33 protein-coding genes are annotated in these 22,764 nt (G+C 61.0%); 10 read left to right on the plus strand and 23 right to left on the minus strand.

The window, feature by feature from the left end; translation table 11 throughout:
- Positions 1 to 59 precede the first annotated feature (59 nt).
- From Q1A36_RS17575 to Q1A36_RS17605, 7 genes are all read right to left on the minus strand, one after another.
- Complete coding sequence (locus Q1A36_RS17575) at positions 60 to 257, minus strand: hypothetical protein (protein ID WP_299846854.1); 198 nt, start codon at positions 255 to 257, stop codon at positions 60 to 62.
- Positions 258 to 267: 10 nt separating this feature from the next.
- A complete protein-coding gene (locus tag Q1A36_RS17580) occupies positions 268 to 468 on the minus strand; it encodes a hypothetical protein (RefSeq protein ID WP_101462241.1) in 201 nt (66 codons plus the stop codon).
- Positions 469 to 480: 12 nt separating this feature from the next.
- Positions 481 to 666, minus strand: a complete 186-nt coding sequence (locus Q1A36_RS17585) for a hypothetical protein (RefSeq protein ID WP_299846857.1) — start codon at positions 664 to 666, stop codon at positions 481 to 483.
- A complete protein-coding gene (locus Q1A36_RS17590) occupies positions 663 to 1,553 on the minus strand; it encodes a zincin-like metallopeptidase domain-containing protein (protein WP_299846858.1) in 891 nt (296 codons plus the stop codon). Before Q1A36_RS17590 ends, Q1A36_RS17585 begins: the two co-directional genes overlap by 4 nt.
- Positions 1,553 to 1,753 carry a hypothetical protein gene (locus Q1A36_RS17595; protein ID WP_299846859.1) on the minus strand — a complete coding sequence of 67 codons (201 nt, stop codon included), beginning with the start codon at positions 1,751 to 1,753 and terminating at the stop codon, positions 1,553 to 1,555. Before Q1A36_RS17595 ends, Q1A36_RS17590 begins: the two co-directional genes overlap by 1 nt.
- Positions 1,740 to 1,976, minus strand: coding sequence for a hypothetical protein (locus Q1A36_RS17600; RefSeq protein WP_299846860.1), 237 nt, complete (start codon positions 1,974 to 1,976; stop codon positions 1,740 to 1,742). Before Q1A36_RS17600 ends, Q1A36_RS17595 begins: the two co-directional genes overlap by 14 nt.
- Before the next feature lie 453 nt (positions 1,977 to 2,429).
- Positions 2,430 to 2,621, minus strand: coding sequence for a hypothetical protein (locus Q1A36_RS17605; RefSeq protein ID WP_299846861.1), 192 nt, complete (start codon positions 2,619 to 2,621; stop codon positions 2,430 to 2,432).
- A gap of 1,024 nt (positions 2,622 to 3,645) precedes the next feature.
- Between Q1A36_RS17605 and Q1A36_RS17610 the strand changes: the two genes are divergently transcribed.
- The 3 genes from Q1A36_RS17610 (at position 3,646) to Q1A36_RS17620 (ending at position 4,989) form a co-directional block, all read left to right on the plus strand.
- On the plus strand, positions 3,646 to 4,143 hold the full coding sequence (locus Q1A36_RS17610) for a helix-turn-helix transcriptional regulator (RefSeq protein WP_299846862.1): 498 nt from the start codon (positions 3,646 to 3,648) through the stop codon (positions 4,141 to 4,143).
- A 427-nt stretch (positions 4,144 to 4,570) separates the two neighbouring features.
- On the plus strand, positions 4,571 to 4,732 hold the full coding sequence (locus tag Q1A36_RS17615) for a hypothetical protein (protein ID WP_299846863.1): 162 nt from the start codon (positions 4,571 to 4,573) through the stop codon (positions 4,730 to 4,732).
- Complete coding sequence (locus tag Q1A36_RS17620; protein WP_299846864.1) at positions 4,702 to 4,989, plus strand: hypothetical protein; 288 nt, start codon at positions 4,702 to 4,704, stop codon at positions 4,987 to 4,989. The genes Q1A36_RS17615 and Q1A36_RS17620 overlap by 31 nt, the downstream gene beginning before the upstream one ends.
- A 556-nt stretch (positions 4,990 to 5,545) precedes the next feature.
- On the opposite strand, the gene Q1A36_RS17625 is transcribed toward Q1A36_RS17620, so the two are convergent.
- From Q1A36_RS17625 to Q1A36_RS17645, 5 genes are all read right to left on the minus strand, one after another.
- Positions 5,546 to 5,962 (minus strand): hypothetical protein, encoded by a 417-nt coding sequence (locus Q1A36_RS17625; protein WP_299846865.1) that lies wholly within the window; start codon positions 5,960 to 5,962, stop codon positions 5,546 to 5,548.
- Positions 5,959 to 6,390 carry a hypothetical protein gene (locus Q1A36_RS17630; RefSeq protein ID WP_299846866.1) on the minus strand — a complete coding sequence of 144 codons (432 nt, stop codon included), beginning with the start codon at positions 6,388 to 6,390 and terminating at the stop codon, positions 5,959 to 5,961. Before Q1A36_RS17630 ends, Q1A36_RS17625 begins: the two co-directional genes overlap by 4 nt.
- A gap of 3 nt (positions 6,391 to 6,393) precedes the next feature.
- The gene (locus Q1A36_RS17635; RefSeq protein ID WP_299846867.1) at positions 6,394 to 6,648 is read right to left on the minus strand and encodes a hypothetical protein; all 255 of its coding nucleotides are present in this window, start codon (positions 6,646 to 6,648) and stop codon (positions 6,394 to 6,396) included.
- Between the two features lie 55 nt (positions 6,649 to 6,703).
- Complete coding sequence (locus Q1A36_RS17640) at positions 6,704 to 8,551, minus strand: ParB N-terminal domain-containing protein (RefSeq protein WP_299846868.1); 1,848 nt, start codon at positions 8,549 to 8,551, stop codon at positions 6,704 to 6,706.
- 299 nt (positions 8,552 to 8,850) lie between these two features.
- Positions 8,851 to 9,318, minus strand: coding sequence for a DUF3768 domain-containing protein (locus tag Q1A36_RS17645; RefSeq protein ID WP_299846869.1), 468 nt, complete (start codon positions 9,316 to 9,318; stop codon positions 8,851 to 8,853).
- A gap of 657 nt (positions 9,319 to 9,975) precedes the next feature.
- Here Q1A36_RS17645 and Q1A36_RS17650 point away from each other — a divergent pair.
- Positions 9,976 to 10,941 carry a hypothetical protein gene (locus Q1A36_RS17650; protein WP_299846870.1) on the plus strand — a complete coding sequence of 322 codons (966 nt, stop codon included), beginning with the start codon at positions 9,976 to 9,978 and terminating at the stop codon, positions 10,939 to 10,941.
- Positions 10,942 to 11,014: 73 nt separating this feature from the next.
- Here Q1A36_RS17650 and Q1A36_RS17655 read toward each other — a convergent pair whose 3' ends face one another.
- Positions 11,015 to 12,226 carry a DUF1173 family protein gene (locus Q1A36_RS17655; protein WP_299846871.1) on the minus strand — a complete coding sequence of 404 codons (1,212 nt, stop codon included), beginning with the start codon at positions 12,224 to 12,226 and terminating at the stop codon, positions 11,015 to 11,017.
- A 90-nt stretch (positions 12,227 to 12,316) separates the two neighbouring features.
- Here Q1A36_RS17655 and Q1A36_RS17660 point away from each other — a divergent pair, with 90 nt between their 5' ends.
- Positions 12,317 to 12,562 carry a type II toxin-antitoxin system VapB family antitoxin gene (locus Q1A36_RS17660; RefSeq protein ID WP_299846872.1) on the plus strand — a complete coding sequence of 82 codons (246 nt, stop codon included), beginning with the start codon at positions 12,317 to 12,319 and terminating at the stop codon, positions 12,560 to 12,562.
- The gene (locus Q1A36_RS17665) at positions 12,562 to 12,987 is read left to right on the plus strand and encodes a type II toxin-antitoxin system VapC family toxin (protein ID WP_299846873.1); all 426 of its coding nucleotides are present in this window, start codon (positions 12,562 to 12,564) and stop codon (positions 12,985 to 12,987) included. The genes Q1A36_RS17660 and Q1A36_RS17665 overlap by 1 nt, the downstream gene beginning before the upstream one ends.
- A 41-nt stretch (positions 12,988 to 13,028) precedes the next feature.
- On the opposite strand, the gene Q1A36_RS17670 is transcribed toward Q1A36_RS17665, so the two are convergent.
- The 7 genes from Q1A36_RS17670 to Q1A36_RS17700 form a co-directional block, all read right to left on the minus strand.
- Positions 13,029 to 13,532: an RES domain-containing protein gene (locus Q1A36_RS17670; protein WP_299846874.1), complete on the minus strand. Its 504-nt coding sequence runs from the start codon at positions 13,530 to 13,532 to the stop codon at positions 13,029 to 13,031.
- A complete protein-coding gene (locus tag Q1A36_RS17675) occupies positions 13,529 to 14,074 on the minus strand; it encodes an antitoxin Xre/MbcA/ParS toxin-binding domain-containing protein (protein ID WP_299846875.1) in 546 nt (181 codons plus the stop codon). Before Q1A36_RS17675 ends, Q1A36_RS17670 begins: the two co-directional genes overlap by 4 nt.
- A gap of 571 nt (positions 14,075 to 14,645) precedes the next feature.
- Positions 14,646 to 14,903 carry a hypothetical protein gene (locus Q1A36_RS17680; protein ID WP_299846876.1) on the minus strand — a complete coding sequence of 86 codons (258 nt, stop codon included), beginning with the start codon at positions 14,901 to 14,903 and terminating at the stop codon, positions 14,646 to 14,648.
- Positions 14,904 to 14,966: 63 nt separating this feature from the next.
- On the minus strand, positions 14,967 to 15,440 hold the full coding sequence (locus Q1A36_RS17685) for an N-6 DNA methylase (RefSeq protein ID WP_299846877.1): 474 nt from the start codon (positions 15,438 to 15,440) through the stop codon (positions 14,967 to 14,969).
- Positions 15,441 to 15,499: 59 nt separating this feature from the next.
- A complete protein-coding gene (locus Q1A36_RS17690; RefSeq protein WP_299846878.1) occupies positions 15,500 to 15,796 on the minus strand; it encodes a hypothetical protein in 297 nt (98 codons plus the stop codon).
- Between the two features lie 83 nt (positions 15,797 to 15,879).
- Positions 15,880 to 16,476, minus strand: coding sequence for a hypothetical protein (locus Q1A36_RS17695; protein WP_299846880.1), 597 nt, complete (start codon positions 16,474 to 16,476; stop codon positions 15,880 to 15,882).
- Between the two features lies 1 nt (position 16,477).
- Entirely contained in the window at positions 16,478 to 17,104 is a 627-nt protein-coding gene (locus Q1A36_RS17700; protein WP_299846882.1) for a hypothetical protein, read from the minus strand.
- Positions 17,105 to 17,620: 516 nt separating this feature from the next.
- On the opposite strand from Q1A36_RS17700, the gene Q1A36_RS17705 reads away from it, so the two are divergent.
- Positions 17,621 to 18,181: a thermonuclease family protein gene (locus Q1A36_RS17705; protein ID WP_299846884.1), complete on the plus strand. Its 561-nt coding sequence runs from the start codon at positions 17,621 to 17,623 to the stop codon at positions 18,179 to 18,181.
- Between the two features lie 320 nt (positions 18,182 to 18,501).
- Positions 18,502 to 18,834 (plus strand): excalibur calcium-binding domain-containing protein, encoded by a 333-nt coding sequence (locus Q1A36_RS21490; RefSeq protein ID WP_366141605.1) that lies wholly within the window; start codon positions 18,502 to 18,504, stop codon positions 18,832 to 18,834.
- Positions 18,835 to 19,337: 503 nt separating this feature from the next.
- Here Q1A36_RS21490 and Q1A36_RS17710 read toward each other — a convergent pair.
- Entirely contained in the window at positions 19,338 to 19,946 is a 609-nt protein-coding gene (locus Q1A36_RS17710; RefSeq protein ID WP_299846886.1) for a hypothetical protein, read from the minus strand.
- Between the two features lie 72 nt (positions 19,947 to 20,018).
- Between Q1A36_RS17710 and Q1A36_RS17715 the strand changes: the two genes are divergently transcribed.
- Positions 20,019 to 20,312 carry a hypothetical protein gene (locus Q1A36_RS17715; RefSeq protein ID WP_299846888.1) on the plus strand — a complete coding sequence of 98 codons (294 nt, stop codon included), beginning with the start codon at positions 20,019 to 20,021 and terminating at the stop codon, positions 20,310 to 20,312.
- A 171-nt stretch (positions 20,313 to 20,483) separates the two neighbouring features.
- Positions 20,484 to 20,723 carry a WGR domain-containing protein gene (locus tag Q1A36_RS17720; RefSeq protein WP_299846890.1) on the plus strand — a complete coding sequence of 80 codons (240 nt, stop codon included), beginning with the start codon at positions 20,484 to 20,486 and terminating at the stop codon, positions 20,721 to 20,723.
- A gap of 5 nt (positions 20,724 to 20,728) precedes the next feature.
- On the opposite strand, the gene repC is transcribed toward Q1A36_RS17720, so the two are convergent.
- The gene (repC, locus tag Q1A36_RS17725; protein WP_299846892.1) at positions 20,729 to 21,997 is read right to left on the minus strand and encodes a replication initiation protein RepC; all 1,269 of its coding nucleotides are present in this window, start codon (positions 21,995 to 21,997) and stop codon (positions 20,729 to 20,731) included.
- 296 nt (positions 21,998 to 22,293) lie between these two features.
- The gene (locus Q1A36_RS17730) at positions 22,294 to 22,674 is read right to left on the minus strand and encodes a hypothetical protein (RefSeq protein ID WP_299846894.1); all 381 of its coding nucleotides are present in this window, start codon (positions 22,672 to 22,674) and stop codon (positions 22,294 to 22,296) included.
- Positions 22,675 to 22,764: the final 90 nt, after the last annotated feature.

Raw genomic sequence — 22,764 nt, forward strand, 5'->3', positions numbered from 1 at the left:
GATATCAGCGCGTCTCATGGCCCAACATGACACGCCAGGAAACCAATGGGAATCCTATGTCAGGTGGAGAACACTAGTGGCTTCTGCAGTCTGCGCGAGGGTCCGTTATCTCGGTGTTGCTGCGGCTGCCTTGCGGCACCGACTTCTGACGGCTCTTGACTGACCGCTTTCTCGATTTCGCTGCGCTTGCCATGCCGCACCGCCGTCAGGCCGCTTCCCGCCCGACCTGCTGGTTGATCGCGCAATTCATAGATCATCGTTTCGTCCTCACAGACGATGGCGCGCGGCGAGGTCGCGCGCGTCGTTGTGATGATCCAGCATGGCGCGAAAATATTCGTGGCGGTCGCCACGCCGATCCGGATCGAACCGGGCACGGGGATTGATCTTACTGGACGCCGCACGGATCACGGTCCGGTGGCTGGCGCTGACCGGGACATTCAGGCGGCAATAGGCGGAAAAGCTGTGCATGGCTGTTCTCCGTTATAGGGTGATGCCGGGTTTCAGATTGCCGTCCCGGTCGAGCCAGCCTTGTGCGTCGGCGCAGGGAATGCAGATGCAGGTGCCTGCTGTATCGCCGGGCAGGATGATCGGGGCGAGATAGGCCATCGGATTAACGCTGCCGCATTTGCGGCAGGTCAGGGTGGCGAGGGGAAGGGGGCCGCTCATGCGGCCACCTCCTGTTCGCTGAGGTCCGCTGGCGCGGTGCGCATCAGCCAGTCGGCGGCTTTCTGGGCCTCGGTTGCGGCCTTGAAAATGAACCGTTTGTCGTCCTTGAGGCACCGCAACCAGCTTTCGACATAGGCGGCTGTCTGCCCGAAATCCGGCGTCACGCCGATCTGGGCGCAGACCATGGCGCTGCCGATTTCGGCAACCAGTTCCTCGAAAGCGCGATCAGTGCGCCCGTTGAACCGGCTGAAACGGTCCAGCCGATGCACAGCACCCGTGGCGTGACAGGCTTCATGGGCCAGGGTGGCGTAATATCCGGCGGCGTCATGAAACGTCGCGACGGGCGGCATGTGGATGAAATCACCCGCCACATCATAGAAGGCTTCCGGCCGCTCGCTGCTGCGCCGCGCGATCCCGCTCGCCTCAAAGAAGGCGTCAAGTGCCGGATCGGTTTCGGTGCCGAGATCGCGCGGGGCCTCGATGGGCTTGGCCTGAAAGTCTTCGGGCAAGCCGTCGATTTGGTCAGCATTGAAGACGCGATAGGCTTTGGCATAGCCGATGGTCTTTTCTTCGCCGGTCTCGGCATCAGTGCGATCAACGGTGCCATACTTCACGACCGTTGCGGATTTCTCGCCCTTGCGGACCTGCGCGCCTGCCTCCTGCGCCTGACGATAGGTAAACCAATGGGCGCTGCGATAGCCCTGTTCAGCGGCCCGCGCCCAGAGCATCAGGATATTGATACCACGATAAAACTCGCCGGTGCTGCGGCGGGGAAAGGGAATGCCGCCCTGATCGCCCGTCCATGGCTTCCGCCAGACCGGGGTGCCATCCTCGATGCTGGCAATGATCTGGTCTGTGACATGCTGGTAAACATCGAACTGGGCCATCATGCGCCCTCCTGAACGGGGCGCTCCACGGCGCTGACGTCGATGCCGCAATCGTCGCAGGTCGTATCGTCAAAGACGTTGGAGAGTTTCCACTCTTGCGTCTCGACATTCCAGCTGGCGCAGGCGTCGGCCAGAATGTTCTGGCCTCCGCAATGCGGGCAATGAATGGTGATGGGGTGATCGGGTTCAGGCGCGGGCATGGTCAGCCTCCACGGTGAACAGGACGGATTCGCCTTCGACGCGATAGTCTATCTTGCGCAGCAGCACCTGTTCCAGCGCCTCACGCGGCACGCCGGGATAGGTCGCGGCGATCACGTCCAGCAGCTGCGGACGATCTTCCTCGAAATGGTAGCCGTTGATCGCCCATGCGATCAGGCCGGGGGTGTGAACGAGGGATGACGATCCCAAGCGATATTCAGCCATTTGTGGCCTCCTTTTTTTTTGCGACGATCCCGCCTTGGTCTTTGCCGTGGTCGGGGTGCCCATAATCGGGCGGGGTTTCTGGCGAGGACGCGGAACGCGCGCCTCTCCTGAAACCCTGCCTCCCGGCGAGGGCAGGAGGGGGACCCGATCAAGGGTCGGCGGTAGGGGCGAGGGGAGGGGGATCACCCGGCCTGCACGGAGCGCGCAGCGCGAAGGAAGGCCGGGGACACCCCTCGCCCCGTGAAGCCGCCGCGCCCTTGAACGGGGGAACCGGCGGTTCCCATGACGGCTGCGGAACGCGGCCCTGCCAAAGCCGGGGCGTTCGGCATCGCCCGAATCCCCCGGCTGGCGTCGCCCGTGGCACACGGGCCTCCATCGATCTTCCTGGCCGCAGGCCGTCGCGTGAGCGACTGGATGGAACGGCAAAGGGGCGGCTTGCGCCGCCCCTGTCGTTCACTCCTGGTCGTCGTCCCGTTTCGGGAAGGCGACCATATCGACGCCGGGGAACATGTTGTGGCGGACCTGGATGGAGGTGATGTCGCCGGCGGCGTTGCGGTTGATGAAGAGGACACCGCAGCTGTCCCAGAAGTTCTTGCCGTCTTTCTCGCCGGTTTTCACGCGGAGCTTCATGCTTTCGTTGGCCATTTGGTTTTCCTTTCCTGCTTGGCGTTTCGATGAAATTTCTGGGACGGGGCAGGAAGAGCGCCGGTCAATGGCGAATTTGCCTCGCGAGGAATGGCCGAGAGGCCAGGGGAAATTCGTCGTTGAAGGCCGCAGGCCGTCCGACGCGCTGCCCTGTCATATTTCATCGATGAGAAACGCCTTCGCTGGAAAGGACCGGGGAGGCCACGACAGCAAGCGACCGCGGAACCCGTGAGCGAGAAAGACGGCAAGAACGGGACCGCCTACCCGTCTCTGGTTCAACCGCAATGCTGCTAGCGTCACTGCGCCGGACTACGACCGCCACAACCTGTTCCTGTAGGAGAGATTTTGGCGCATCCGAACAGACGGACCGGGATTAGCAGGATCGGCGCAAGCTGCCTCATGATCCGGTTGTGACCGCGACGGCCGAAGGCCAGCCCGCGTCAGCGGCCGTAACCCGAATGGGCCAAGCCAGTCAGGACAGGGCGCCCAGGACCGGCGCGCGAGGATCTGGCTCGGGACGAGACAGACCGCAGGCGCCGCAGCCGGGCGCATCGCCCTGACTGGCTTGGGTCGCGCCTTCGCGACGAGGACGCGGTGCCCGCTTGCGGGTAGACGCCACTATTGATCTTGAATCATTTGACAACTGGATCGTTGACCAATGACCCCTGCGTCTACGAAACTCCTATCCGCGACCCAAGAAATTATGCGTTGCGTGTTATATGCTCAGGATGTTATAAATGGCGAAGAAACGAGTCGAACACAGCGTAGTCTTCATCACAAACTTCATGACCGAGATTGACGCGGCGATAGCAAGCCTCTCGCCTGAATGCTGCGCCGGCTACGCCTTGGTCCTGGACGAGCTTATCTGCATGACACCACCAAAGCTGCTAAAACCGGATCATCATTGTGGATCACTTGAGAATTACAGGGTGAACACATTCAAGCTTCCCGGTTGTCCTGATTGGCGGTTGGTTGAGTCTCGGTTGGTGCAACCATCCATGTCGGTAATTCACGGACCGATCAGATGGGTTGCGAAGGCGGATGTGGCAGCGATGGGTTTGGCACGGCGGCATCTGACTTCCTCGTAGGAGAAATAAAATTGAGCAGCAATGTGAAGATTGAGAAAGCGATCACTGGACTGCGGGACCTCGCGGAATTGGTGGAAAGCAAGGCGCGAAGTGCGAAGAAAGCGGGCTTTACCAAGGGAGTGGTGCTGGATCGAGAAGAAGCACTGGATCGGCTAAAGAAGGCAAACCCGCAAGGTGCAGCTTTGCTGGAAAAGTCTCACCTGAAGTATGATGTCGCGAAAACCCTGCGGGCATTGCGTCGTCATATGGACTTCAGTCAAGAGCAGGTCGCAGAGGAATCAGGCATGCGCCAAGAGGCAATTTCCCGGATTGAATCGCCGACGGGATCAATGCCAACCTTGGAGAGCCTCAAACGCTATGCCGAGGCCTGCGGTGCGACTTGTCAGATCGAGATTTCGGTGGACGGATTCAGCAGCAAGATCAAGTTGGCCTGATGTTTCCGGCGAGTTGTTCATGGTGGTTTCAGCTAGCCACGGCATTAGGGACACTGGTGTTAGCTGTTCCTGTGTTCAAGCTGGACCTTGATCGTGCGCGTCTTCTGACGCTAAAAGGGCTGTTTTCCAACAGGAAACGCCAGCGAGATGACAATTCCCCGCCGCCCATTGGGCTGAGCGGTAACAATGCACAACATCCGAGAAAACCATTGATAACTGCAAGTGTCGACGAGGTGACAGATCATCTCGCCCGCACCAAGGAACGAGCGGTAGCAGGTCAGCAAGCCAAAGTCGATAATTGGACAGCGTTTCAGCGACTATGTCTCATTTTGGGGTATTTACTGGTCTTTCTTGGCAGCTTCGGAGCACTATTTACGGCACCGCCCACGGGATAGAGACGGAGCGGCTTCTGACGATGACCCTCCCCATGGGCAGCGAAATCCAGCTTGCGGCGGGCGAGGGCCAGCGCGTTCTTCACGCGCTGGCCGCGTTGGCGCAGACGCCGGTTGGCGCGCATGTCACGATACGGGCGCTGCGCACGACAGATGGCGAAGAGCTGTGGCGATCGCCGGTCGCGGGGCTACGCTGATGGCCGCACCCCCAAAACCCGCTGACCAACTGACCGGCCCGCGCAAGCTCGGACCCTATGCTGATCGGGACCTCGATTGTCAGGAAAGCCTTGAGGCCAGATTCCTTGCTTTGGTCGACCAGGCGGAAGCAGTCGGATGGGTCAGGACCGAGATCTATGATGCGCTGATCGAGTTGATCGAAAACCATGCCATTGGCGATCACACGCTGGAGGCCGACATTGATGCGGTGCAGCGAGCTATTCGCGACCGGCGCTGACGCGCCGGCGGCGCGTCTCGGCGCGAAGCGCACGGGCCTGGCCAGTCCCCGGCCCAGAGCCGGGGCCGGCCGGGGCAACCTGGGGCAGCATCCAGGCAAAAAGAGACCCCGCGCGAGGCGGGGCCAGTTGAACCTTCGTCGCAGAAGGAATTCTTTGTTTTGAGCCTTCATTGCGGAGTGGCCGTACAGCCACTCAGGAAATTAGTAGGCGTACTGCGAGTAGAGCAGAATGCCGACGATGATGGCACCGTAAATCATGGTCTCCTCCTCTATGATGCCGGGCAAGATCGCCGCGACTTCCTGTGTCTGATGTTGCCATGGTCGGGCATCATTTCAACTTTGGGACGGCTATAGGCACCGAGGACGAAAGCCGACGAAAATGTGACTGTTCGAGAGCCGAGGGTTTAATATCGACAGTAATCCGCACGATATTAAAAAGAATAATTGAAACATTACTGACATCCGATCTGAAGGTCATATGGATTTCGTGATGAAAGCGCCACACAGGGTGAGTTTCGATCACCCGTTTCAACGTATCTAATCATCTTTATTCGGCTCAATCCCGTTCGCGCCCATGGGGGTCGATGATCCAGCCAGTGCCATCGCGCCGGATGGCGGCATCCGCCCCGTGCTGCCGAATGAACGCCCGATCAGCGTCAACGCCGCGCGCATCGTGCAGATCGGCGGCACGGTGGCCGCTCGGGCGCTTGCACCAGGCACCAACAGAGGCGTGGCAGGACGGGCAGGGCACAGCCAGAACCGGATGCCGGTATGCGGTGAAATCGACCGCTGAACTGTCGCCAAAGCTGTCCCAGATCGCCTGTGCCAGCACGCGGTCGGCGCTTGCCCGACTCTGATCCTTGTTCAGATCAGCAGAGGCATGAAGGGCGGCAAAAGCCGCCCGGCGCTCGGCCTCGGAATGGGCGGGGATGGCACCTGCAACATCGCTGGCGCGCAGGATGGTCATGATCATGGCTGGCCGCCGATGCTGATGCTATGGCCGCGCGCATTGACCGGCTTTGGTGTGAAGGTCAGGGCGTCGATGCTGCACCGGCCCACACGCAGATCATGCAGGAAATCCAGCAGATAGACCGGATCGGCGGGGTAGGGTGCGCCGTCCCACGCGGCCCGGACTTTCCGGCGCATCCAGGGCGGCATAGCGTCGATTTCGCGGCGGGCCTGCCGCCATCGCTCCGCACGCCATTTCCGCGTGCGGGATTCGCTGACCGCCCAGCTTTCCGCTCGGGCCTGCATCACATCGTCAGGGCTGCGCTGGCCGGCGGCGATTTCTGCCGCGAAGAGCGGCATGGCCTCGCGTTCGGCCTTCTGCTTGCGGACAAGGGCGGCGCGCTTGCGGGCGGTATCGGTGAAGGGGTGGCGGGTTGATTTGATGAGGCGCATGGCTCAGCCTCCATCGACATATTTGGTTGGCAGGCGCTCGATCTCGGCCCTGATCCGGCGCAGATCGGCGATTTCCTCCTGATCGCCTGCCGCCTCGGCGCGGGCCAGATCATCGGCCAGCCAGGACAGATTGTCTTTGCGGGTCGCGTCCGGGCAGCCAAGGGCGTGACCGACGCGGTATCCGCCACCACAGCAGCAGGACAGTCCGTGCCATGCCTTTTCCTTCTGATAGTCGCTCTGCTTGAATTCATCGGTCATTGGTCGATCCTCCGTGATGGCACGGGGCGCGCGTCTTGCGCGCGCCCCGCCTTGGTCACTCCATGCCTTCGGGCAGCCAAGCGGCGATCCGGGCGTCCTGTGCTTCGGTGACACCGCGCGCGGCACGGATCACCGGATCTCTGAACAGGGCTTCCAGCATTTCGGCCTTCTCAGACTTTTTCAGCTTGGCAAAGGTGGTGGCGGTCGGATGCTCTTCTTTCAGGTCCAGCAGATCGCGCCACAGATCATTGAGATAGGGGCCTCCCACGCGGCTGAAGAAATTCGCCGCCGTGGGGGTCCAGACCTCGCGGATCGCGGGCTTCGTGTCCTTGTCGATCAAAGCGCGCAATTCATCGGAACCGCCGCGATAATGGGCCGCAAGATAGCGGGCCAACTCGCCGCGAATGTGATCCTCGCCTTTCTTGCGGAAAGCGCGAAAGGATTTGGCAAGGTCTTTGCCATACATATCGGGCGGCGCGTTGGTGGTCAGGCGTTCGTCCAAGCCATAGCCTTCCGCTGCCGTGGTCGGCCAATTCGGCACGTCCTCAGTCGAAAGCCCAAGCGGGTTGCGCCATTGCAGATCATGGCTCAACTGATAGGCCAAGAGCGCGATCAGCAGATCGGGATCGCGCAAGACGGCGTGTTGCCGTGCGCCCTTCGCCACGCGGTTCAGATCCTCGCGCAGCGCATTGCTGATGGGCGATTTCGGCTCGGCATCAGCGGCGCTACCGGTCTGCCCGCGCAGGGCGGCATGGCCGGTCAGAACCTCCGCCGCGATGGCGGCTTCCCGATCCTCGGGCCGGACAAAGGCCGCTTGCACGGTCAGTTGTCCGTCGCGAGCCACAAAGATGAACAGCCCGGCATGGTCGCGCTGCGTGTCGGTGAACTCACCGGCAGAGATCGCTTCCAGCGCATCCAGTTCGGCCTGACCAGCTTCATCCAGCGCGTCGGCTTCCGCCAGTTCGGCCAGTTCGTCATAGCGGCTGGCCTGTTCCTCGGTCAGTTCGCCCTCGACGCGATAGATGCGGTCCAGCTTCGACGTGACCTCATAGGGGATATACTGGTCGTCGCTCGTCTCGACCCATTTCCAGCCATGGCCGAGCATTTCGGCGTCCATGGCCAGTTTTTCGGCATAGAGCCGGTCCAGCAGATCGGCATCGGCCAGAAAGACCTGATCCGCGAAAAGATCGCGGGTCAGTTCACCGCCCGCGCCCTCATAGGCATCCAGTCCGACATAGATCGCGCGGCGATCATCCTTGCCGATGGCGTCCGGTTGCAATGCCTGTTTCAGCCGCCAGTCGGACACATCCTGACCCCGCACCCGGTCCAGCACCTCCAGTGCAAGGCCTTCGCTTTGCGCCACGGTGAAGCAAGCCGCCGCGCCGAGGGTGATTTCACCGGCTTTCAGCGCGTCCAGCACCGGGGCGGGAAGGGCAGCAAGGGCGAGGCGGCGATAGACATGCTGTTCTGTCTGGCCGAATACGCGGGCGATTGCCGGGACGGTGCTGCCGCTTTCGGCCATCCGTCCATAGGCACGGATTTCGTCGGCGGGATGCAGGGCCTCGCGGGCGGTGTTTTCGATACTGGCCCATGCGCGGGCGGTGGCCTCGTCGGGCGCGATCCGCACCGGGATTTCGGCCAGCCCGATGGACGCCATGTCCTCGGGCGGGATTTCCGTCATGGCCAGCAGGCGACGCCCACCGGCGACGATGCCAACCTTGCCGTCCTCGTCCAGATGACCGGCAAGGTTCTGGATCAGTCCCGCGACCTTGATGCTTTCCGCCAAGAGGCGCAGGCCATCCCAATCGGAGCCTTTCCGGGTGCGGGGGTTCATGGGTGAGATATAGAGGCGATCCATCAGGAAATACTGGATCGGGGCCTTGTCGATAGCACTCTGTTTCATGGTGTATATCCTTGTTTGCGACATTGGTTTTGTGGTATCGGTGCCCCGGCCCGTATGGGCCGAGGCGAGGGGTCAGATGACCCCGTGCTGGATCAGGAAGGCGCGGCCGATCTTCGCGGAATGTCCGCCCTTCCTGATGAGCGCCCACGCTTCGGTGACGCGCTGTTCAAGCCATTCGTTCGTTCTTCTCACCTCCTTTCACGCTGTGATGGGGGGGGACGTTGGCCGCCCCTCCCCTTTGGCCCGCTCGACAGGCCAGCCCCGGCCCGACCGGAGCAAATCGGGCCGGATTTCGCGGATCAGTATTCAGAGGGCAGAAGGATGGTCAGAACGCGGGTGGTCCGGTCCAGATTGGCCGGATCGCTGGACCCGTATTCACAAGCCTCGTCATAGAGATCGATCTTGAAATAGATGCGGGTGCCGTCGACGGTCAGCGCCGCAAAGTCCCGCGCGCCGAAGGGGTCATTGTCCTCGGTAAAGTCAGTGAACATCGACACGGACAGCAGGCAGAGGTTGACAAAAACGGGGCCTTTTGCCTGAATACCGGGGGTCAGCATGACACGCGCTTCCATCCCCGCCCGCATCCTGATCAGCAGGCCAAGCCGCATCTGATCGTTCTGCTTGGCGATGGTGGCGGTTTCCTCGGTCGGAAAATCGCGGGCCTTGCCGACCGTGTGACAGTTCGGGCATTGGCAGGGCTGATCAACAGCCTCAAACCGATGCGAACAGGCGGCACAGACATAGACCGGCTTGGTATCCACAAGCATGGCATTTCCTCTTTGCGACGGGCGGCGAGGTCTTTGCCCCCTTCCGCCAATGGGCGGACCTTCCTGCTCTGTTTTCTGAAAGGCCCATGCCTTTCGGAAAGCAGAGCGGGGAGGGCGCAGCCCTGCCCGCGGCCCTGGGGCTGACTGTCACGGGGTCGGAAAGGCGGGTGGTGCGGCCCGCAGGCGCAGCCGAGGACACGGCCCGCCTAGACAACGACGCGCGGCACGCGCGGCGCTTGCCCCTTGACCGGCAGACGCAGGGATGCGTGGCGGACGAAACAAACAGAAAGGTCGTCGGGGCGGGGGTGAGCCGGGCTTGCCCGGTCGATCCCGCGACCCGGCTTCAGATGATCATCATGGGCCGAGCCCTGGCGCGGTCCTCCAATGGATCTTCTTCAGTTCAGTGGGGCACCCCGGCAGGTTGCCCACAGGCTGACGCTCGATCCTTGACGTCTCGCTGTCAGCCTGCAAGCCCCTGCGCTGCGCTTCGGGCTGGACAACCTGCCGACAGCGGTGCGCCAGTACGACGTGAACATATGGTTCGGTGGGCCATGCCTCGGCTACTCGGCAAATGCCTAACCAAAGGTCGTTTCACAATGTAGGAATTTCATATATGAATCAGCTATTAAGTCGCCAAGAACGGCATCGCGACCTGCCTTGCTGAAGCAATTCAACCTTAGGGACACCACGTTGCGTCTGACATATCTCTGTGCGATTGCGGCTATTATAGCGCCATTTTCAGCATCTGCTCTCTCTTGGCGCGATGCCATCGAAGCGAATGAGCGGCGTGTTGAAGAACTTTGGCAACTCGCAGAAAGCCGCGGATTGCCAGGTCGTCATGTCGGCAATCTATACAATGAATGGCACGCGAAAGAACACACATGCTCGATCCTAGGCAGGATGTTGGGGAAGGCAGATCTCATAACTGAAATCGAACAGTCAACAGAAACTGACGTCTCCCAAACAACCGATCATGAAACCGGGATCGCAGCACAATCGCTTAGCAATTGGACTTATATCGCCAAAAGGTTGTTGGAGGACAATAAGGCCGAGAGAATTCGAGAGTGGAATCTTGACTGCGTTGGACACCTAGGAATACCAAACGATGCGTATATTGGCGAGGAAAATACCCAGACGTTTTATAGTGTACAGGGCGAGACGCTGCGAATCATGGGTGATGTAGAAGCTGGTTTCAGTGATCAAATAAAAGCAGTCATACGAGCAAACCCAAATATAAAAACTGTGGCCCTCGGAAGCGGCGGTGGGAGTGTTGCAGAGGCGATTGAGACCGGCCTTTTTATTCGCGAAAACGGCTTAAGCACAACTCTTTGGAACAATTGCTACTCTGCTTGCACAATCGTTTACATAGGTGGGGTAAAGCGTGATATATGGTCACCATATCCGGACCTATCCTTCCATCAAATCAGCAGAAACGGTGCTGCGATCCCTTTTGACGATCCCGCTTATTATCGGCTAGCTGCCTATGCGACTGTAATGGGTGTTGATATGCAGACATTTATTGGCCTGACGATGAGCGCCCCACCTTCAAGCTTCACCACGCCACATGTCGATGATCTTTGTGCTGCCAAGATTGCTACATGGGTTCAGCGCCGCTGCTGGTAAACCGATAGTTGGCGGGAGATCATGACATGGGTAGAATTGCTATCGGCATCGCACCTAACCGCTCGAATCCACCCTATGCCGGCACCGGCAACGCCGGCATGTCATCCTCCTGTGCGGGCCAGATCCACGCCGGATAGACGCCTTCCCCGGCGATCTCGACCAGTTCGCGTTCGAGTTCGGGTTCGAGTGCTTGCGACGGACAGTAAAGCGCAGTTGGCGGCGAGGTATCGAGAATGACGGCATTGGCGATCGGGGCGTCCTGGCGCATGTTGTACCGCAGGCTTTTGGAGAAATGGCGATCGCGCATGGCATCGATAAGACGCAGCTCGCGATCATGGTCGAAGGGAATCCATTGTGCGGTGACAGGCATGACGGCGATCTGCCGGATCTCGGCATAATTGCCGCGCATATTGAAGGTGGCGATGACGATGGAATGCGCCCCGTCCACGGCTTCCACGTCGCGGATCTTGTCACCGGCGATCTTGTCGAAGCGGGCGCACAAGTCCTCATCCATGAAAAAGGCCATGTCGGGCAGGTGCTTGAACCGAATCCTCCGGCCATATTGGGACGGCTCCATGTCCTTCAGCTCGGCCACAAGGACGCCAAGAGGCATGGGCTTGCCCTTGACCGGCTGAAGGTGATGCAGGAAGCGCCGACGCGCGGCGGCTAGTTCGTCCTTCTTCTCGGCGGAAAACATGGGCGGCACGAACAGGACCGAGGACAGCGGCATGGATTTTGCGTTGGCGCGCTCGGCCGCGGCGGTCAGCTCGCGGTGAACGATCCACCAGGACCTGCGCGCAGAGGCCGGTCGCCACATGGTCAGGCCGGCGGCATCCCAGAGGAAATGCAGCAAGCCAAGCAGGCTCAGCTTGTTCGGGCTGGCCTCGGCCACGGTCGCTTCATGATCGCCGGCATCCGGCGCTACGCCGCGCCGGCCACGAACCGATAGCGGGAAATCCAGCTTGAGGGTGGTTTCGCCGTTGTCATCGGTGGTGATGGCCTTGCCCTCGACCTGGCCGAGACCGGATAATTCTGGCGGCGTGCCGAAGCTGTCGCAGGACGGGTCATGTGCATGGCCGGTGCCGGGCATCCGCTTCAGGTAATACTCGCCCTGGATCTTGGCGACATACATGAGCGGAGATGCTGGCGAACAGAGACAGGCGTGCCTGGACTTGGACTGATGCGCCGTCGCGAGGATGCCTTGCCAGTTCGGCGATGCGGAATCGAAGGTTTCAGATCCGAGCTGATAGCGGCTGGCGGGGACGGCAATATCGGCTGAACGCATAAAGATCACCTTTCGATAATCACTGACCTCGGAAATTGCAAAAATCTAACTGGATGTGTATATACCCATCATACATGAGAGGATATACACATGGCAATCCTGATCAGAGGAGACGAGATCGACGCATTGGTCGAGAAATACTGCGCCATGACGGGCCAGAGCAACAAGAGCGAGGCGGTACGCAGCGCGCTGGCGGCACAGATCGAGGCGCTGGCAGCGAAGGAAAGCCTGGCGGACCGCGTTGCGAAGATCCAGCGGCAGGCGGCTGACGGTGGGTTCGTCGCCCCGAAAGGCTCCGACAAGGCCTTCATGGATGAGATGTGGGGCGAGGACTGATGTTTCTCGATGCCAGCGCACTGGTCGCGGTGCTGCTGCGGGAATCGGACGGCATCGCGCTTCTCAAGGCGATGGAGGCCGCGCGCGGCAAGCTGCGGTTCTCGCCGGTGGTGCGGATGGAAGCGGTGCTGGCGCTGGTGCGCGCGCGGATCGAGACGCGCGGCAAGGGGCCGGCCACTGCCGCCGACTACGCCGATGCGACCGGGCTGGTCGATCAGCTGCTGGAAGCCCTTGAAGCGCAGGAAATGCCGATCACCAGCGAGATCGGCAAGGAGGCGATCGCCGCGCTGGCGATCTATGGCAAGCAGGTCGGTCATGCGGCGCAGCTGAACATGGGCGATGCGCTGTCCTATGCTTGCGCGAAGGCCGAAGCGGTTTCGCTGCTCTACAAGGGGCGGGATTTCAGCGAAACGGATCTGGCATAGCAAGTCGGATAAGCACCGACCTAAGAGGCAAATCCGGTTGATCAAGACGCGGGCGGGTGCAGGCGCGGGTCCAATGCGAATGGCTCTTGCTGAATGTCATCCAGCGGAAGGCCACCTAGCCGAGCCTCGAATACCAAGTTCCAACTGTGCTGGGATACGACACTTGGCACCAATATCCCATCATGAGCACGCAGCAATCGGCTTCCATGCAATTGTTGACCGGCACTAGGAACACCCGGACGCAACCAGTTGGCATTAGGCAAAGCCTTCGCGTCGACGACGTAGAGCATCGCGGCATCCACCCGCGCCGAAGTTAGGACGTGTGGTTCGGTGTCAAGAACCTCAAAACCTTTATGAACTGCTACCTCAAGAATAGCGACAGCTGGATCAATCGCGCAATATACTACAGGTAGACCCTTGCTGCTCCATCTTCCTCCTACACGAAAACTGCCAGCACCACTTGCCCAAGTACCCGCATAACGCTGATGATCCAAGCGCCATAGTCTGAGTTCACCCGAACCTAACGGAACTGGCAGCGTATTCACGTATAAACACCATACTCGATCCGAGTAAGATATTCCTCGATAACTTCTTGCCCCGCCGCCGTGCTAAACAAGTCAATCGGCCGACGCTGATCTAGACCAATAGCCGGTAGCGCCATCCATCCTAATGCTTCTTCTTTTGAGCCAAAGACTTCCGAGGCCGACGCCATCGTTTCCGCAAATTTCCATATGCGGTTACTGAGTTCGACCCCAAGTTTAACGTCAGGGCCGCCAACGTACTGATAGAAGGATTCCCGGCTTACTCCAACAGCGACACTCAGCAGATCTTCTTTTTCTATGAGGAAGGGGAGTTCTCCTACCAAGATACGCAGCGCAACTGCCGGCAGACCGAGCGCGATCATGTCGTGTACGTCAAGTCGACTGTTAATGTGTCGACCAAACACCTTTTCGCCACCGAGCAAATTTATCGCGTTTCCTAAAACTCCGCCTGCGTCAACATCCCTGTTCGTGATCGTATGCTGCCCGCCAATGTCCGACGCATCATTACTACCTTCAGCGAGTGACTGTGCACGCAGGGTGGCCAAATTTCCGTTCCCTTAAGTGTAAAACGGGTATGATAGTCGGCTGGAGGCGCTCTGGCGCTGTTCCGGCACGGTTTGTTACGCTGCTGGAGCAGCCTAACGCTAGAGAAACAATTCGTCCAGCCATGTGTTCTTGTGGTCTGCGATCTGTGCCAATACCCATCTGAGCGAGACTTGCGGGTCGCCACGGCCATGGCTTTGCCTTAGGGGCCGAAGGAATCACGGATCACTGGAGTAATTGCGGGGCAGTCGCTGGCGTAACCGTACTCACATTTGTTGGGGCGGAAAAATTGTCATGTACGAGCAAGCCTATAAACGCTCCTGATGCGGATGAGATCGAGGCCACGAAAGTGTCGTCAAGTCAGATGAATGGCCCGTCCGCGCACAGGTCTCTTAGATGCTAACTTCATTCACAAAAGCCTGGATCGGTGCCGCCCCCGCTTCGACCCTCTTTTAAGAAAAGGACCGCCCGAGGGCGGCCCAAGTGAACCTTCGTCGCAGAAGGAAACCCTGAAAAGCGGGATCGGTGATCCCCTTTCGTTCTCGCGCAAAATAGCCAACGCAGCGAACTGCGTCAATCGCATTGCCAGATGGCACGGTCCTGGACCGGCGCGGTGCTGCGCAGCAGCTCGCGCGTCCGGGCACGGGCCTCTTCCTCGGCCTGCGCGGGACGGCGGGCAGCGTCCTTCTGCTTCGCGAAGGGATCGCCATGCAGACCCAAGAACACCGGCGCAGCTGCAGTATAGGACTGCTCGAACACCTCAAGCGAAAGGCTGTTGCCGTTGATGACGCGCCCGGCGATGCCGCGTGTGCTGATCTGGATATAGGCCATGTGGAAGGTGCTGCGCGACAGTTCGATCGCCTCAACCCAGATATGCCGTGCCGGGTCAAAGCCCTAGATCTCCAGTGCATCGGCCAGCGCCAGAACCATGCCACCGGCACCGGCGGCGGGTTCTGACACAGTGATGAAGCCCTGCGCCTCAATCTGGCCAGCGGTATCGCCAAGGCTTATTTCAGCCATCAGGCGGCTGACCTCATAGGGCGTGAAAAACTGCCCGAGGCCGGCATCGAGCGCGCCAATCTCGGCCGCAACCTGGCCAATGAAGTCGATGCCGCCGCCAGCAATGGCCTCGATGGCGGTGGCCATCATTTCGGGCATGCGCCGCACATCGTCCTTGTTCGGAAACCTGCCGACGCAGGCCATATAGTCCGCTTCAAGCCGGTCCCGCTGATCGGCGAAGGGCGAGGCGCGCTTGGCCAGCGCGCAATAGGCAATTTCGCAGAAGAGGCGAAAGATCTCGGTGCGGGTTTTCGACCGGTCGAACTGATCGAGGGCGCGCAGGAATGCGGTCACGCCGGGATGGGCCATGTCAAGAACCTTGTGGGGATGGGGCAGGGCGCCGCGCCGTCAGGCGCGGCGCGCGGGCATCACTGATCGCGCGATGCGCTCAGGGCCAGCATGATCGTGGGCCTGTTGGCGGCCACATCATTGCTGATCTGATCATAGGGCTTCGACCAATCGACCGGCGTTTGCAGAAGTGCGTCCATGATCGCGAAAGCACCTTTCCGGGTGGGGCGATCGCCGCCCCGACCGCCGCCGATGCTCATGCCGGATGCGACATGAACGACCTTCCAGCGTTTGTGCTGCTTGAAAACGCCAAGCCCAGACCGGCAATAGGCGGTCACTGTCTGGTCGCCATAGATACTGTTCGGGATGGTGATCATCTGTTGTGCATGGGTCATGACATTGATCCTTGAATGTCAGGGATTGCGGGTGCCGCCGCGCCATCGGGCACGGCGCTGCCGGGTCAGATGCGGATCCAATCGCGGGACATGATGTTGCTGATGGAATAGCGCCCGCCGTTCTCGGTGCTGATGAACACCGTCCGGTTGCTGCGCCCCCATTTTTCTTTTGTGACGCGGAAGGTCTGCAACTCGGCGCCATCCGAAAACCGCAAGGGCGTTGACAGGCGGATCACGTCACCGGCTTTCAGGCGGCGGTTCGTGCGTGCGGCATAGTCGCGGCAGCGTAGCCGCCATGCGAGGGCAAAATCGGCATTGGTCGGTGACAAGAGGTCCAGTAGCTTCGCCGGGGCCTCGGCCTGATTGGGTCCGCTGGTTTCGTCCATGTCCTTATAGCCCCACTCGCCCTTGCTGGTTGTGGTCAGGAACACGGCGGCGAAGGTATAGCCGCCCGTAGCGTCGGTCTCGAAATGCCCGGTCGGGTCGCGCCCGGTATCCAGCCGACCAACAGCAGGTTCAGCGCGGATCGCCGCATACCAGACCGAGCCCTTGCGGCTGATCAGGACGGGATAACCCCGTCCTTTCTCGCTGTCCCAGGTGCAGAGCCGGGCGATTTCATCGCGGATGCAGGCGGGGGTGTCGGGATAGATGAGCCAGCCCATATCAGCCCCTCCGCGTGTCGAGGGCGAACAGGATCAGGTCACGCAGTTCTTCCAGCGGATGCACATCAGCATCATCCATACGTGCGGCAGGATCATTCTGATCGGGGATTTCATCCAGTATGCGCTGTGCCAGCAGGTCGACCAGATCGGGCAGGCGGGTATTGGCATAAGCGTGTGACAGGTCGCGGTATTCGACCAGTTCGCCGGTCAGGTCCACGATCCGGGCGAGGGTTTCGCCGATCTCGCCCCAAGGGGCATCATGGACAATCTGCCATTCTTCGGCGTCCCGGTGAAACCCATAGACCGACCAGAAATCATGCTCGCCGGGATCGCAGACTTCGATACTGCCACCCATGTCGCGGACGGGGGACAGGCGGAAGCCTGAGAAGGCAAAGATGGTCGTGCCGCACGGCAGCCCGTTGAAATGCTGCGCCAGCGCGGCTTGGTCAATCTGCTGACCAGCCCGGCGATACCGAACGGCGCTAACCCATTTGCCAGCATCGGCTGCCTTCGCGCGCAGATCGTCCAGCGTGAAGGTGCCGAGATAGTCCCCGGTCACATCGAACGCGGCCCAGAGATTGAGCCAGCGGCCTTCGTTACGGGTCAGGCCATCAAAATTGTGAAACATGGTCATCTTCCATTTTGCGACGGTCCCGCCTTGGTCGTTGCCTTGTGCGGGGTGCCCATCATCGGGCGGGGTTTCTGGCGAGGTCGCGGGGACCGCGCGCCTCTCCTGAAACCCTGCCTCCCGGCGAGGGCAGGAGGGGGACCCGATCAGGGGTCGGCCGTAGGGGCGAGGGGAGGGGGATCACCCGGCCTGCACGGAGCGCGCCGCGCGAAGGAAGGCCGGGGACACCCCTTGCCCCGTCAAGCGGACGCGCCCTTGAACGGGGGAACCGGCGGTTCCCATGACGGCTGCGGAACGCGGCCAAACAAAAGCCGGGGCGTTCGGTTTTGTCCGAATCCCCCGGCTGGCGTGGCCCGCGATATGCGGGCCTCCATCGATCTTCATGGCCGTCCGGAAATGCTTGTCCCGTGATCAGAAGTTGCTGATGATCATTCGATGACACCGACCCGACAATTCATCCTTGCCGCACTCTTCATCGCCACGGCTTCGACAGCCGCCCTCGCGCAGACGCGCGTGGTGGATGGCGATACCTTCGATCTCGACGGGCTTCGCATCAGAATCAATGGGATAGATGCCCCGGAATTTGGGCAGCGCTGTGGCGATTGGGATTGCGGCCAGGCGGCGCTGGAACATCTCGACGCGCTGATCTCGGCAGGCACGGTCAGTTGCGAGGCGCTGGACCAGGACAAATACGGGCGCACAATTGCGCGCTGTGACGTCGAGGGGCAGGATCTCGGTGACGCCATGATCGCGGCGGGCCTGGCCCGCGCCTTCACGCGCTATTCAGATGATTATGTCGGTGCAGAGGAAACCGCTCGGGTCGCGGCGGTCGGGATCTGGCAGGGTGATTACGAGACGCCTTGGGATTTCCGGGAACGGAAATGGGCCGAAGCCGCGCAGAAGGCGCCGGAGGGCTGTCCGATCAAGGGGAATATTTCGTCGGGTGGCAAGATTTACCACGCGCCATGGTCGCCGTGGTATGGAAAGACCCGGATCAATGTCTCAAAGGGCGAACGCTGGTTCTGCTCCGAGAATGAGGCGATCGCAGCGGGCTGGCGAGCTCCGGTCTGGCGGTGAACATTGTTTTTGAAATTGTCTTTCAAAGCATAGAGGACGAGCAGATGACGAGACCCAGTATAAGTTCCAGCCTGCTTGCAGCGAGCCTTGTTGTATTGGGCGCATGCGCCCCCGCCCCTGCGCCAGTCGGTTACCAGTATCTGTCCACCCCGACACTTTGGGGGGAATTATCGCGCGCGAGTGACACGAAGGAAATTATGCTGATCGAGTCGGAGCTGGCTGTCAGGGGGCAAACACGATCGCCCGACGGCACGGAATATATAGGACGTCGTACAGCTGGGACCGTTGGCAGGACAACCTATAGTCGCATGGTTGATAATATGGCTGCTGGTTCAGGAGCATCGCCGAGCAACGACAAAGATTGCTCTGATTTTTCGTCAGGTGCAGCCGCACAGCGCTTCTTCATCGCCGAAGGCGGCCCGACAAGAGATCCACATAGGCTGGATGGCGATGGCGATGGCAACGCCTGTGACTGGGGGAGGTCCCTCAGCTCAAGCGTGTCGAATTATCGGCGCTACACGACATTACAGAACAGAGCAATAAGGCCGTCATATACCCCGCGCAGGCAAAGCTCTTCCACCTGCTATACTGGCCCGAGGGGCGGTACATACACGATCACGGCGAGCGGCAATAAAAACTATAGCGGTTGCTAGATCTGAGCGCTGACTAAGCGATTAGCCCCGCCCGAAGAACACCGGATATGGCACATGTAGGCGGAACGCAGATGCGCCCGCATTGTCGTTGCGTCGGCCGGTGACGTCGGTTGCGTGGCGCGGCCCAGCTGGGCGGAACCCGACTAACCAGATATCGACTGCTTGACCCCAATGTGACAGAGCCGAACGCAGGGGCGACGATGCGGGTGATGTGGATGATCCGCGCGGACAACGTTGCGCTTGACGACTCACCCCGTGTGATCGCGCAGAATTTCTCGGCGCGTGATTCCAGCTCACAAGTCACGACGTCAGCCCGGTGGAAATCCTGTCAGGTTCGCGCAGGGCCTGCCTTGGCCGTCCGGAGATCAGTGGATCGTCGGCCGGGTGATTGGTCTCGCCGCGCGCATCTGCCGTCGGGCCCGGCTGCAGGACAGGACCGCCTCATGGATCTCGGTTTCCATGATCCGGGTCAGGTCACGCATATGTCTGAAGGTTGCCTCGAGTTAGTTGCGGTCACCGGCTGTGGGATCTCGCGCGACGAGGTCCGAGATGCCCGCCATCATCGCGCGCAGTTCGCCCAGATGCCCGACAGCCTCATGGGCCCGCTCGGGCAGATCGATGGCATCCTGCCCGTTGAAGATCCCCTCGACAAATCCATCCAGCTCCTCACGGCGCACGCGGGCAAACTGGCCCAGATTTGCGGCAGTAGCATCTCTTGGCAGCCGGGTGAGCCGAAACGGCTGGCTGCGCTTCTGATGTCGGGTCAGGTCGTTCCACAATCCCTGCACCAGAACGTCAAGGAGTTCGTTGAGCTCGTCCATGCTCTCGAAGCTGGGGAACGCACCGCCCCACAATCCCTTGATGACCGGCAAGGGTGAAACCGACATCGCCGGCGTGGCGATGCTGCCGAGAAATCGCGTGCGCACCTCGTGAAACGGCACCGGGCATGCATGCCTTCGCAGCACGGCCCGAGCGACCTTCTCCAATGCTCCCGTGGCACTCGTCTTCATGGCGGCCCCGAACAGTTCGGCCAGACTCGTCGCCGGGCGACGGCGGATCACCAATTGATAGGCGCGCACCGGCCAGAATCGCAATGCCAGAATCTCGCGCAATCCCGCCCGGCAGATTGATCATGTTCCTGCTATGTTCTATGCTCGATAGCAAGCCAATCAGGGAGTAATGTCGTGGAGACCACAAGCTTCGCCCTGCCCGCCACGCCCCGGCAGATTGCCTATGCACGCTCGCTGGCACTGCGGAACCAGACCCTCCTGCTCTGGGAGGTCCAGCAAGACCGCCGGACCATCAGCGCATGGATCGAGGCCCAGGCCGGGCGGAAGCCTGTACCCCGGGACAATCGGCCCTCCTCGAAGCAGGTTGCCTTCGCCGAGCGCCTCGCCCGGATCAAGCAACGCGCCGTTCCTGACGAATGCTTCCGCGACAAGGGGCTGATGTCTAAATGGATCGACGGGAACAAGTGACACCAACAGTGGCCAGCTGTGCCCGCCCCGCGGGACGAAATAGCCTGATCGAGGCGGGTCGCGTGATGCGAATGGCGCCGTGCCCAATCATCAGCCGGCCGAATCCATCCTGCGGCACCGATTCAGGAAAGTCATTGGACGCGGTGTCGGTGCCGCAGGCAACCTGCCACCATGCATGAGCCCGTCCATCTGACCCGCTGTGATCCGCTGTGCAACATGGCACGGTTCTACCGGCTGGAGATCGCCCCCGATCTCTTCGGCGGAGCGGTTCTGCTGCGGCAATGGGGCCGGATCGGGACCGAGGGTCAGGGCCGGCGCGACTGGTATTCCGAAGCTGGGGCCGCCCGCGCTGCCTGCGATGGCTGGATCAGGCGGAAGTGCGCCCGGGGCTACCAGACCGGTGGCGAGTAACGGCCTCACACCTTTGCCAACGGGCCACAGTCCCGATCGAGCTTCCATCGCCTGAGCGCCATGAGACTGCCCTGCAGGTTCAGTTGCCCACGCTGTGCGCTGCGGGTCAGAACCCGCAACATGGCGCCGGGCTTTCGCACCGGATTGACGGTGCGGAAGCGATTGGCATCGACGATCAGCACGACCAGGGCCGCGGCGAGATTGCCCATGGTTTCGGCCGCCTCCTCCCAGGCAGAGGGATGAATGCCGAGATCGGGCAGGATCGCGATCGCCGCCCTGATGAACGCCCGCTCGGTCAGCATGCCATCCCCTCGGTGAGCCATATCGAGGCATAACCGCATGTCATCGGAGGCCATCAGGTAGAGCTGGTCGGCACTGTAGGTTTCGGGCGCTTCGGGCCTGCAGCGGGTTTCTGGAGGAACAGACTGCTTTCCCGTGCCGCTTTCTGCCGCCGGCGCGTGATCCGCAAGGCCGCTCATGGTTCTCGGCCGTGCCTCGGGCAGCCGTCTTGCACTGGAGCCGCCAGAAGAGACAGATATCTTTAGGATTGTCTTTTGTATCGCCGGAACCCCGGCTTCCGCCACGCCGGAAGAATCTGCGCGACATGCCCGCGCTTCGGAGAGCCTTTCGCAGACACGCTGGATCTCCTCTAGGTGGGCCTCGAGGCCGGCGATCGTCCGAAACGACGCGTAGCGCCGTGGCCAGCCGGAATAGGATCTGAGCGCCTCGGTCACTGCCGGATGCTTCGGGTCCGTTTCGAGCATCTCCTCGATCCTGCGCCGCAGATCGCGCTTCAGGGCCGAACATTCGAGACGCAGGGACTGGAACCGGCGCCCTTCCGTCCGCCGCAGGGCATCGATCTCCATCAGCTCAGCGATCCGGCCGATGAGCGGGGCAAGGTTGAGACCGAGACGGCGGCCGCCCGCGAGCTCAACGCCGGACCGGTGGCCATCGGCCGCGGTATCGATCGCCAGGAGCCCAATGGCTTCCAGCTGGCGTTCATGGGCGCGCAGCGCGCGATCGGTGATACCGAGTTCGGCGGCCAGATCCTGTTGCGCGCGAAAGCACACGGGATCGCGGCCGGGATCGGTCCAGTCCTTGACGGCGGTCGAACGCATCATTCGCAGAAGAGCCTCACGGCGGGCAAAGCCAATGCCAAAGGCGAGGCAGGCATGGCGCTCGATCAATTCGACCAGGTGGTTGAAGCTCAGGCCGTCCGGCAAGACCGGCCGTGACACTCTGGCTGTGGCGGTGTCTGCGTCGCTGATGATCATCTTGCTGCTCCCGTCAGGATCAGGCGCAGGAGGTCCGGGCAGATCTTCTCTGGTCGCGCAGGCGCGTTTTGCTTGATCTGCGTGTCGGGAGGGGCTACACTAAATCCTGTCGTCTATGCTTTTCAGGTTTGCAGACCTGATTGCGTGATCCCCCCCGCCGGGTTCCCCGCGCGGGGGTTTCATTTTTCGGGCTCTGGTTGGTGCTCTCGCTCTGTTCTGTCTTTACTGTGCGGTGAAGGGTTCGGCAGCATGGCGGCAGGAGATGCAGATCTTGCAGCTTGGGACTGCTGCCGTGTCTAATAGCGAACCACCTCGAAACCATGCGTGCCAAAGGTGTCGGTCCATTCGACGCCAACCCCGCGATAGCGGCCGGCCGCGATGCAGGGCCCATCGGGGTGCAGGTTGGTGTCGAGCCAGGCCGGCGCAGCGGTGATGCTGAAGCCTGCCCAACTGAAATCACCCTGCAGACCATAGCTCCCGAGCCGGGTCATGGCCTTCTGTCGGTGGCAGACATCGCGATCGCCGTTGCTGGTCGTGCCGGCAAAGGCGTACCAGTCGATGTCATAGACCCGGATCGACCGAACGACATCGAAAGCCGGGTCGGCAATGTCGACGTCGGCGGCCGGGCTGCCGGCGATATTGACCGCCAGGTCCCGCCCAGACCGGCCCTCCGGCATCTCGCTCTGCGCAGGAGGGGCTGTTGCGGCAATAGACCAGATGCGATCAGCCGGTGATTGAGTTCCAAAACTTGCCCGCATCGGACAACG

The sequence above is a fragment of the uncultured Paracoccus sp. genome, assembly GCF_947487305.1.
In the GTDB taxonomy this organism is placed as follows: Bacteria; Pseudomonadota; Alphaproteobacteria; order Rhodobacterales; family Rhodobacteraceae; genus Paracoccus.

Bases quoted from the DNA above. Each gene is read 5' to 3' on its own strand.
- Q1A36_RS17635 (WP_299846867.1), bottom strand. From the start codon at position 6,648: ATGACCGATGAATTCAAGCAGAGCGACTATCAGAAGGAAAAGGCATGG.
- Q1A36_RS17600 (WP_299846860.1), bottom strand. From the start codon at position 1,976: ATGGCTGAATATCGCTTGGGATCGTCATCCCTCGTTCACACCCCCGGC.
- Q1A36_RS17730 (WP_299846894.1), bottom strand. From the start codon at position 22,674: ATGCCGGAGGGCCGGTCTGGGCGGGACCTGGCGGTCAATATCGCCGGC.
- Q1A36_RS17630 (WP_299846866.1), bottom strand. From the start codon at position 6,390: ATGCGCCTCATCAAATCAACCCGCCACCCCTTCACCGATACCGCCCGC.
- Q1A36_RS17610 (WP_299846862.1), top strand. From the start codon at position 3,646: ATGGGTTGCGAAGGCGGATGTGGCAGCGATGGGTTTGGCACGGCGGCA.
- Q1A36_RS17680 (WP_299846876.1), bottom strand. From the start codon at position 14,903: ATGGCCTATATCCAGATCAGCACACGCGGCATCGCCGGGCGCGTCATC.
- Q1A36_RS17685 (WP_299846877.1), bottom strand. From the start codon at position 15,440: ATGGCCCATCCCGGCGTGACCGCATTCCTGCGCGCCCTCGATCAGTTC.
- Q1A36_RS17590 (WP_299846858.1), bottom strand. From the start codon at position 1,553: ATGGCCCAGTTCGATGTTTACCAGCATGTCACAGACCAGATCATTGCC.
- Q1A36_RS17605 (WP_299846861.1), bottom strand. From the start codon at position 2,621: ATGGCCAACGAAAGCATGAAGCTCCGCGTGAAAACCGGCGAGAAAGAC.
- Q1A36_RS17640 (WP_299846868.1), bottom strand. From the start codon at position 8,551: ATGAAACAGAGTGCTATCGACAAGGCCCCGATCCAGTATTTCCTGATG.
- Q1A36_RS17575 (WP_299846854.1), bottom strand. From the start codon at position 257: ATGATCTATGAATTGCGCGATCAACCAGCAGGTCGGGCGGGAAGCGGC.
- Q1A36_RS17595 (WP_299846859.1), bottom strand. From the start codon at position 1,753: ATGCCCGCGCCTGAACCCGATCACCCCATCACCATTCATTGCCCGCAT.
- Q1A36_RS17645 (WP_299846869.1), bottom strand. From the start codon at position 9,318: ATGCTTGTGGATACCAAGCCGGTCTATGTCTGTGCCGCCTGTTCGCAT.
- Q1A36_RS17585 (WP_299846857.1), bottom strand. From the start codon at position 666: ATGAGCGGCCCCCTTCCCCTCGCCACCCTGACCTGCCGCAAATGCGGC.
- repC (WP_299846892.1), bottom strand. From the start codon at position 21,997: ATGATCATCAGCGACGCAGACACCGCCACAGCCAGAGTGTCACGGCCG.
- Q1A36_RS17700 (WP_299846882.1), bottom strand. From the start codon at position 17,104: ATGTTTCACAATTTTGATGGCCTGACCCGTAACGAAGGCCGCTGGCTC.
- Q1A36_RS17580 (WP_101462241.1), bottom strand. From the start codon at position 468: ATGCACAGCTTTTCCGCCTATTGCCGCCTGAATGTCCCGGTCAGCGCC.
- Q1A36_RS17615 (WP_299846863.1), top strand. From the start codon at position 4,571: ATGGGCAGCGAAATCCAGCTTGCGGCGGGCGAGGGCCAGCGCGTTCTT.
- Q1A36_RS17690 (WP_299846878.1), bottom strand. From the start codon at position 15,796: ATGATCACCATCCCGAACAGTATCTATGGCGACCAGACAGTGACCGCC.
- Q1A36_RS21490 (WP_366141605.1), top strand. From the start codon at position 18,502: ATGGCTGCTGGTTCAGGAGCATCGCCGAGCAACGACAAAGATTGCTCT.
- Q1A36_RS17695 (WP_299846880.1), bottom strand. From the start codon at position 16,476: ATGGGCTGGCTCATCTATCCCGACACCCCCGCCTGCATCCGCGATGAA.
- Q1A36_RS17625 (WP_299846865.1), bottom strand. From the start codon at position 5,962: ATGATCATGACCATCCTGCGCGCCAGCGATGTTGCAGGTGCCATCCCC.
- Q1A36_RS17655 (WP_299846871.1), bottom strand. From the start codon at position 12,226: ATGCGTTCAGCCGATATTGCCGTCCCCGCCAGCCGCTATCAGCTCGGA.
- Q1A36_RS17665 (WP_299846873.1), top strand. From the start codon at position 12,562: ATGTTTCTCGATGCCAGCGCACTGGTCGCGGTGCTGCTGCGGGAATCG.
- Q1A36_RS17660 (WP_299846872.1), top strand. From the start codon at position 12,317: ATGGCAATCCTGATCAGAGGAGACGAGATCGACGCATTGGTCGAGAAA.
- Q1A36_RS17720 (WP_299846890.1), top strand. From the start codon at position 20,484: ATGCATGAGCCCGTCCATCTGACCCGCTGTGATCCGCTGTGCAACATG.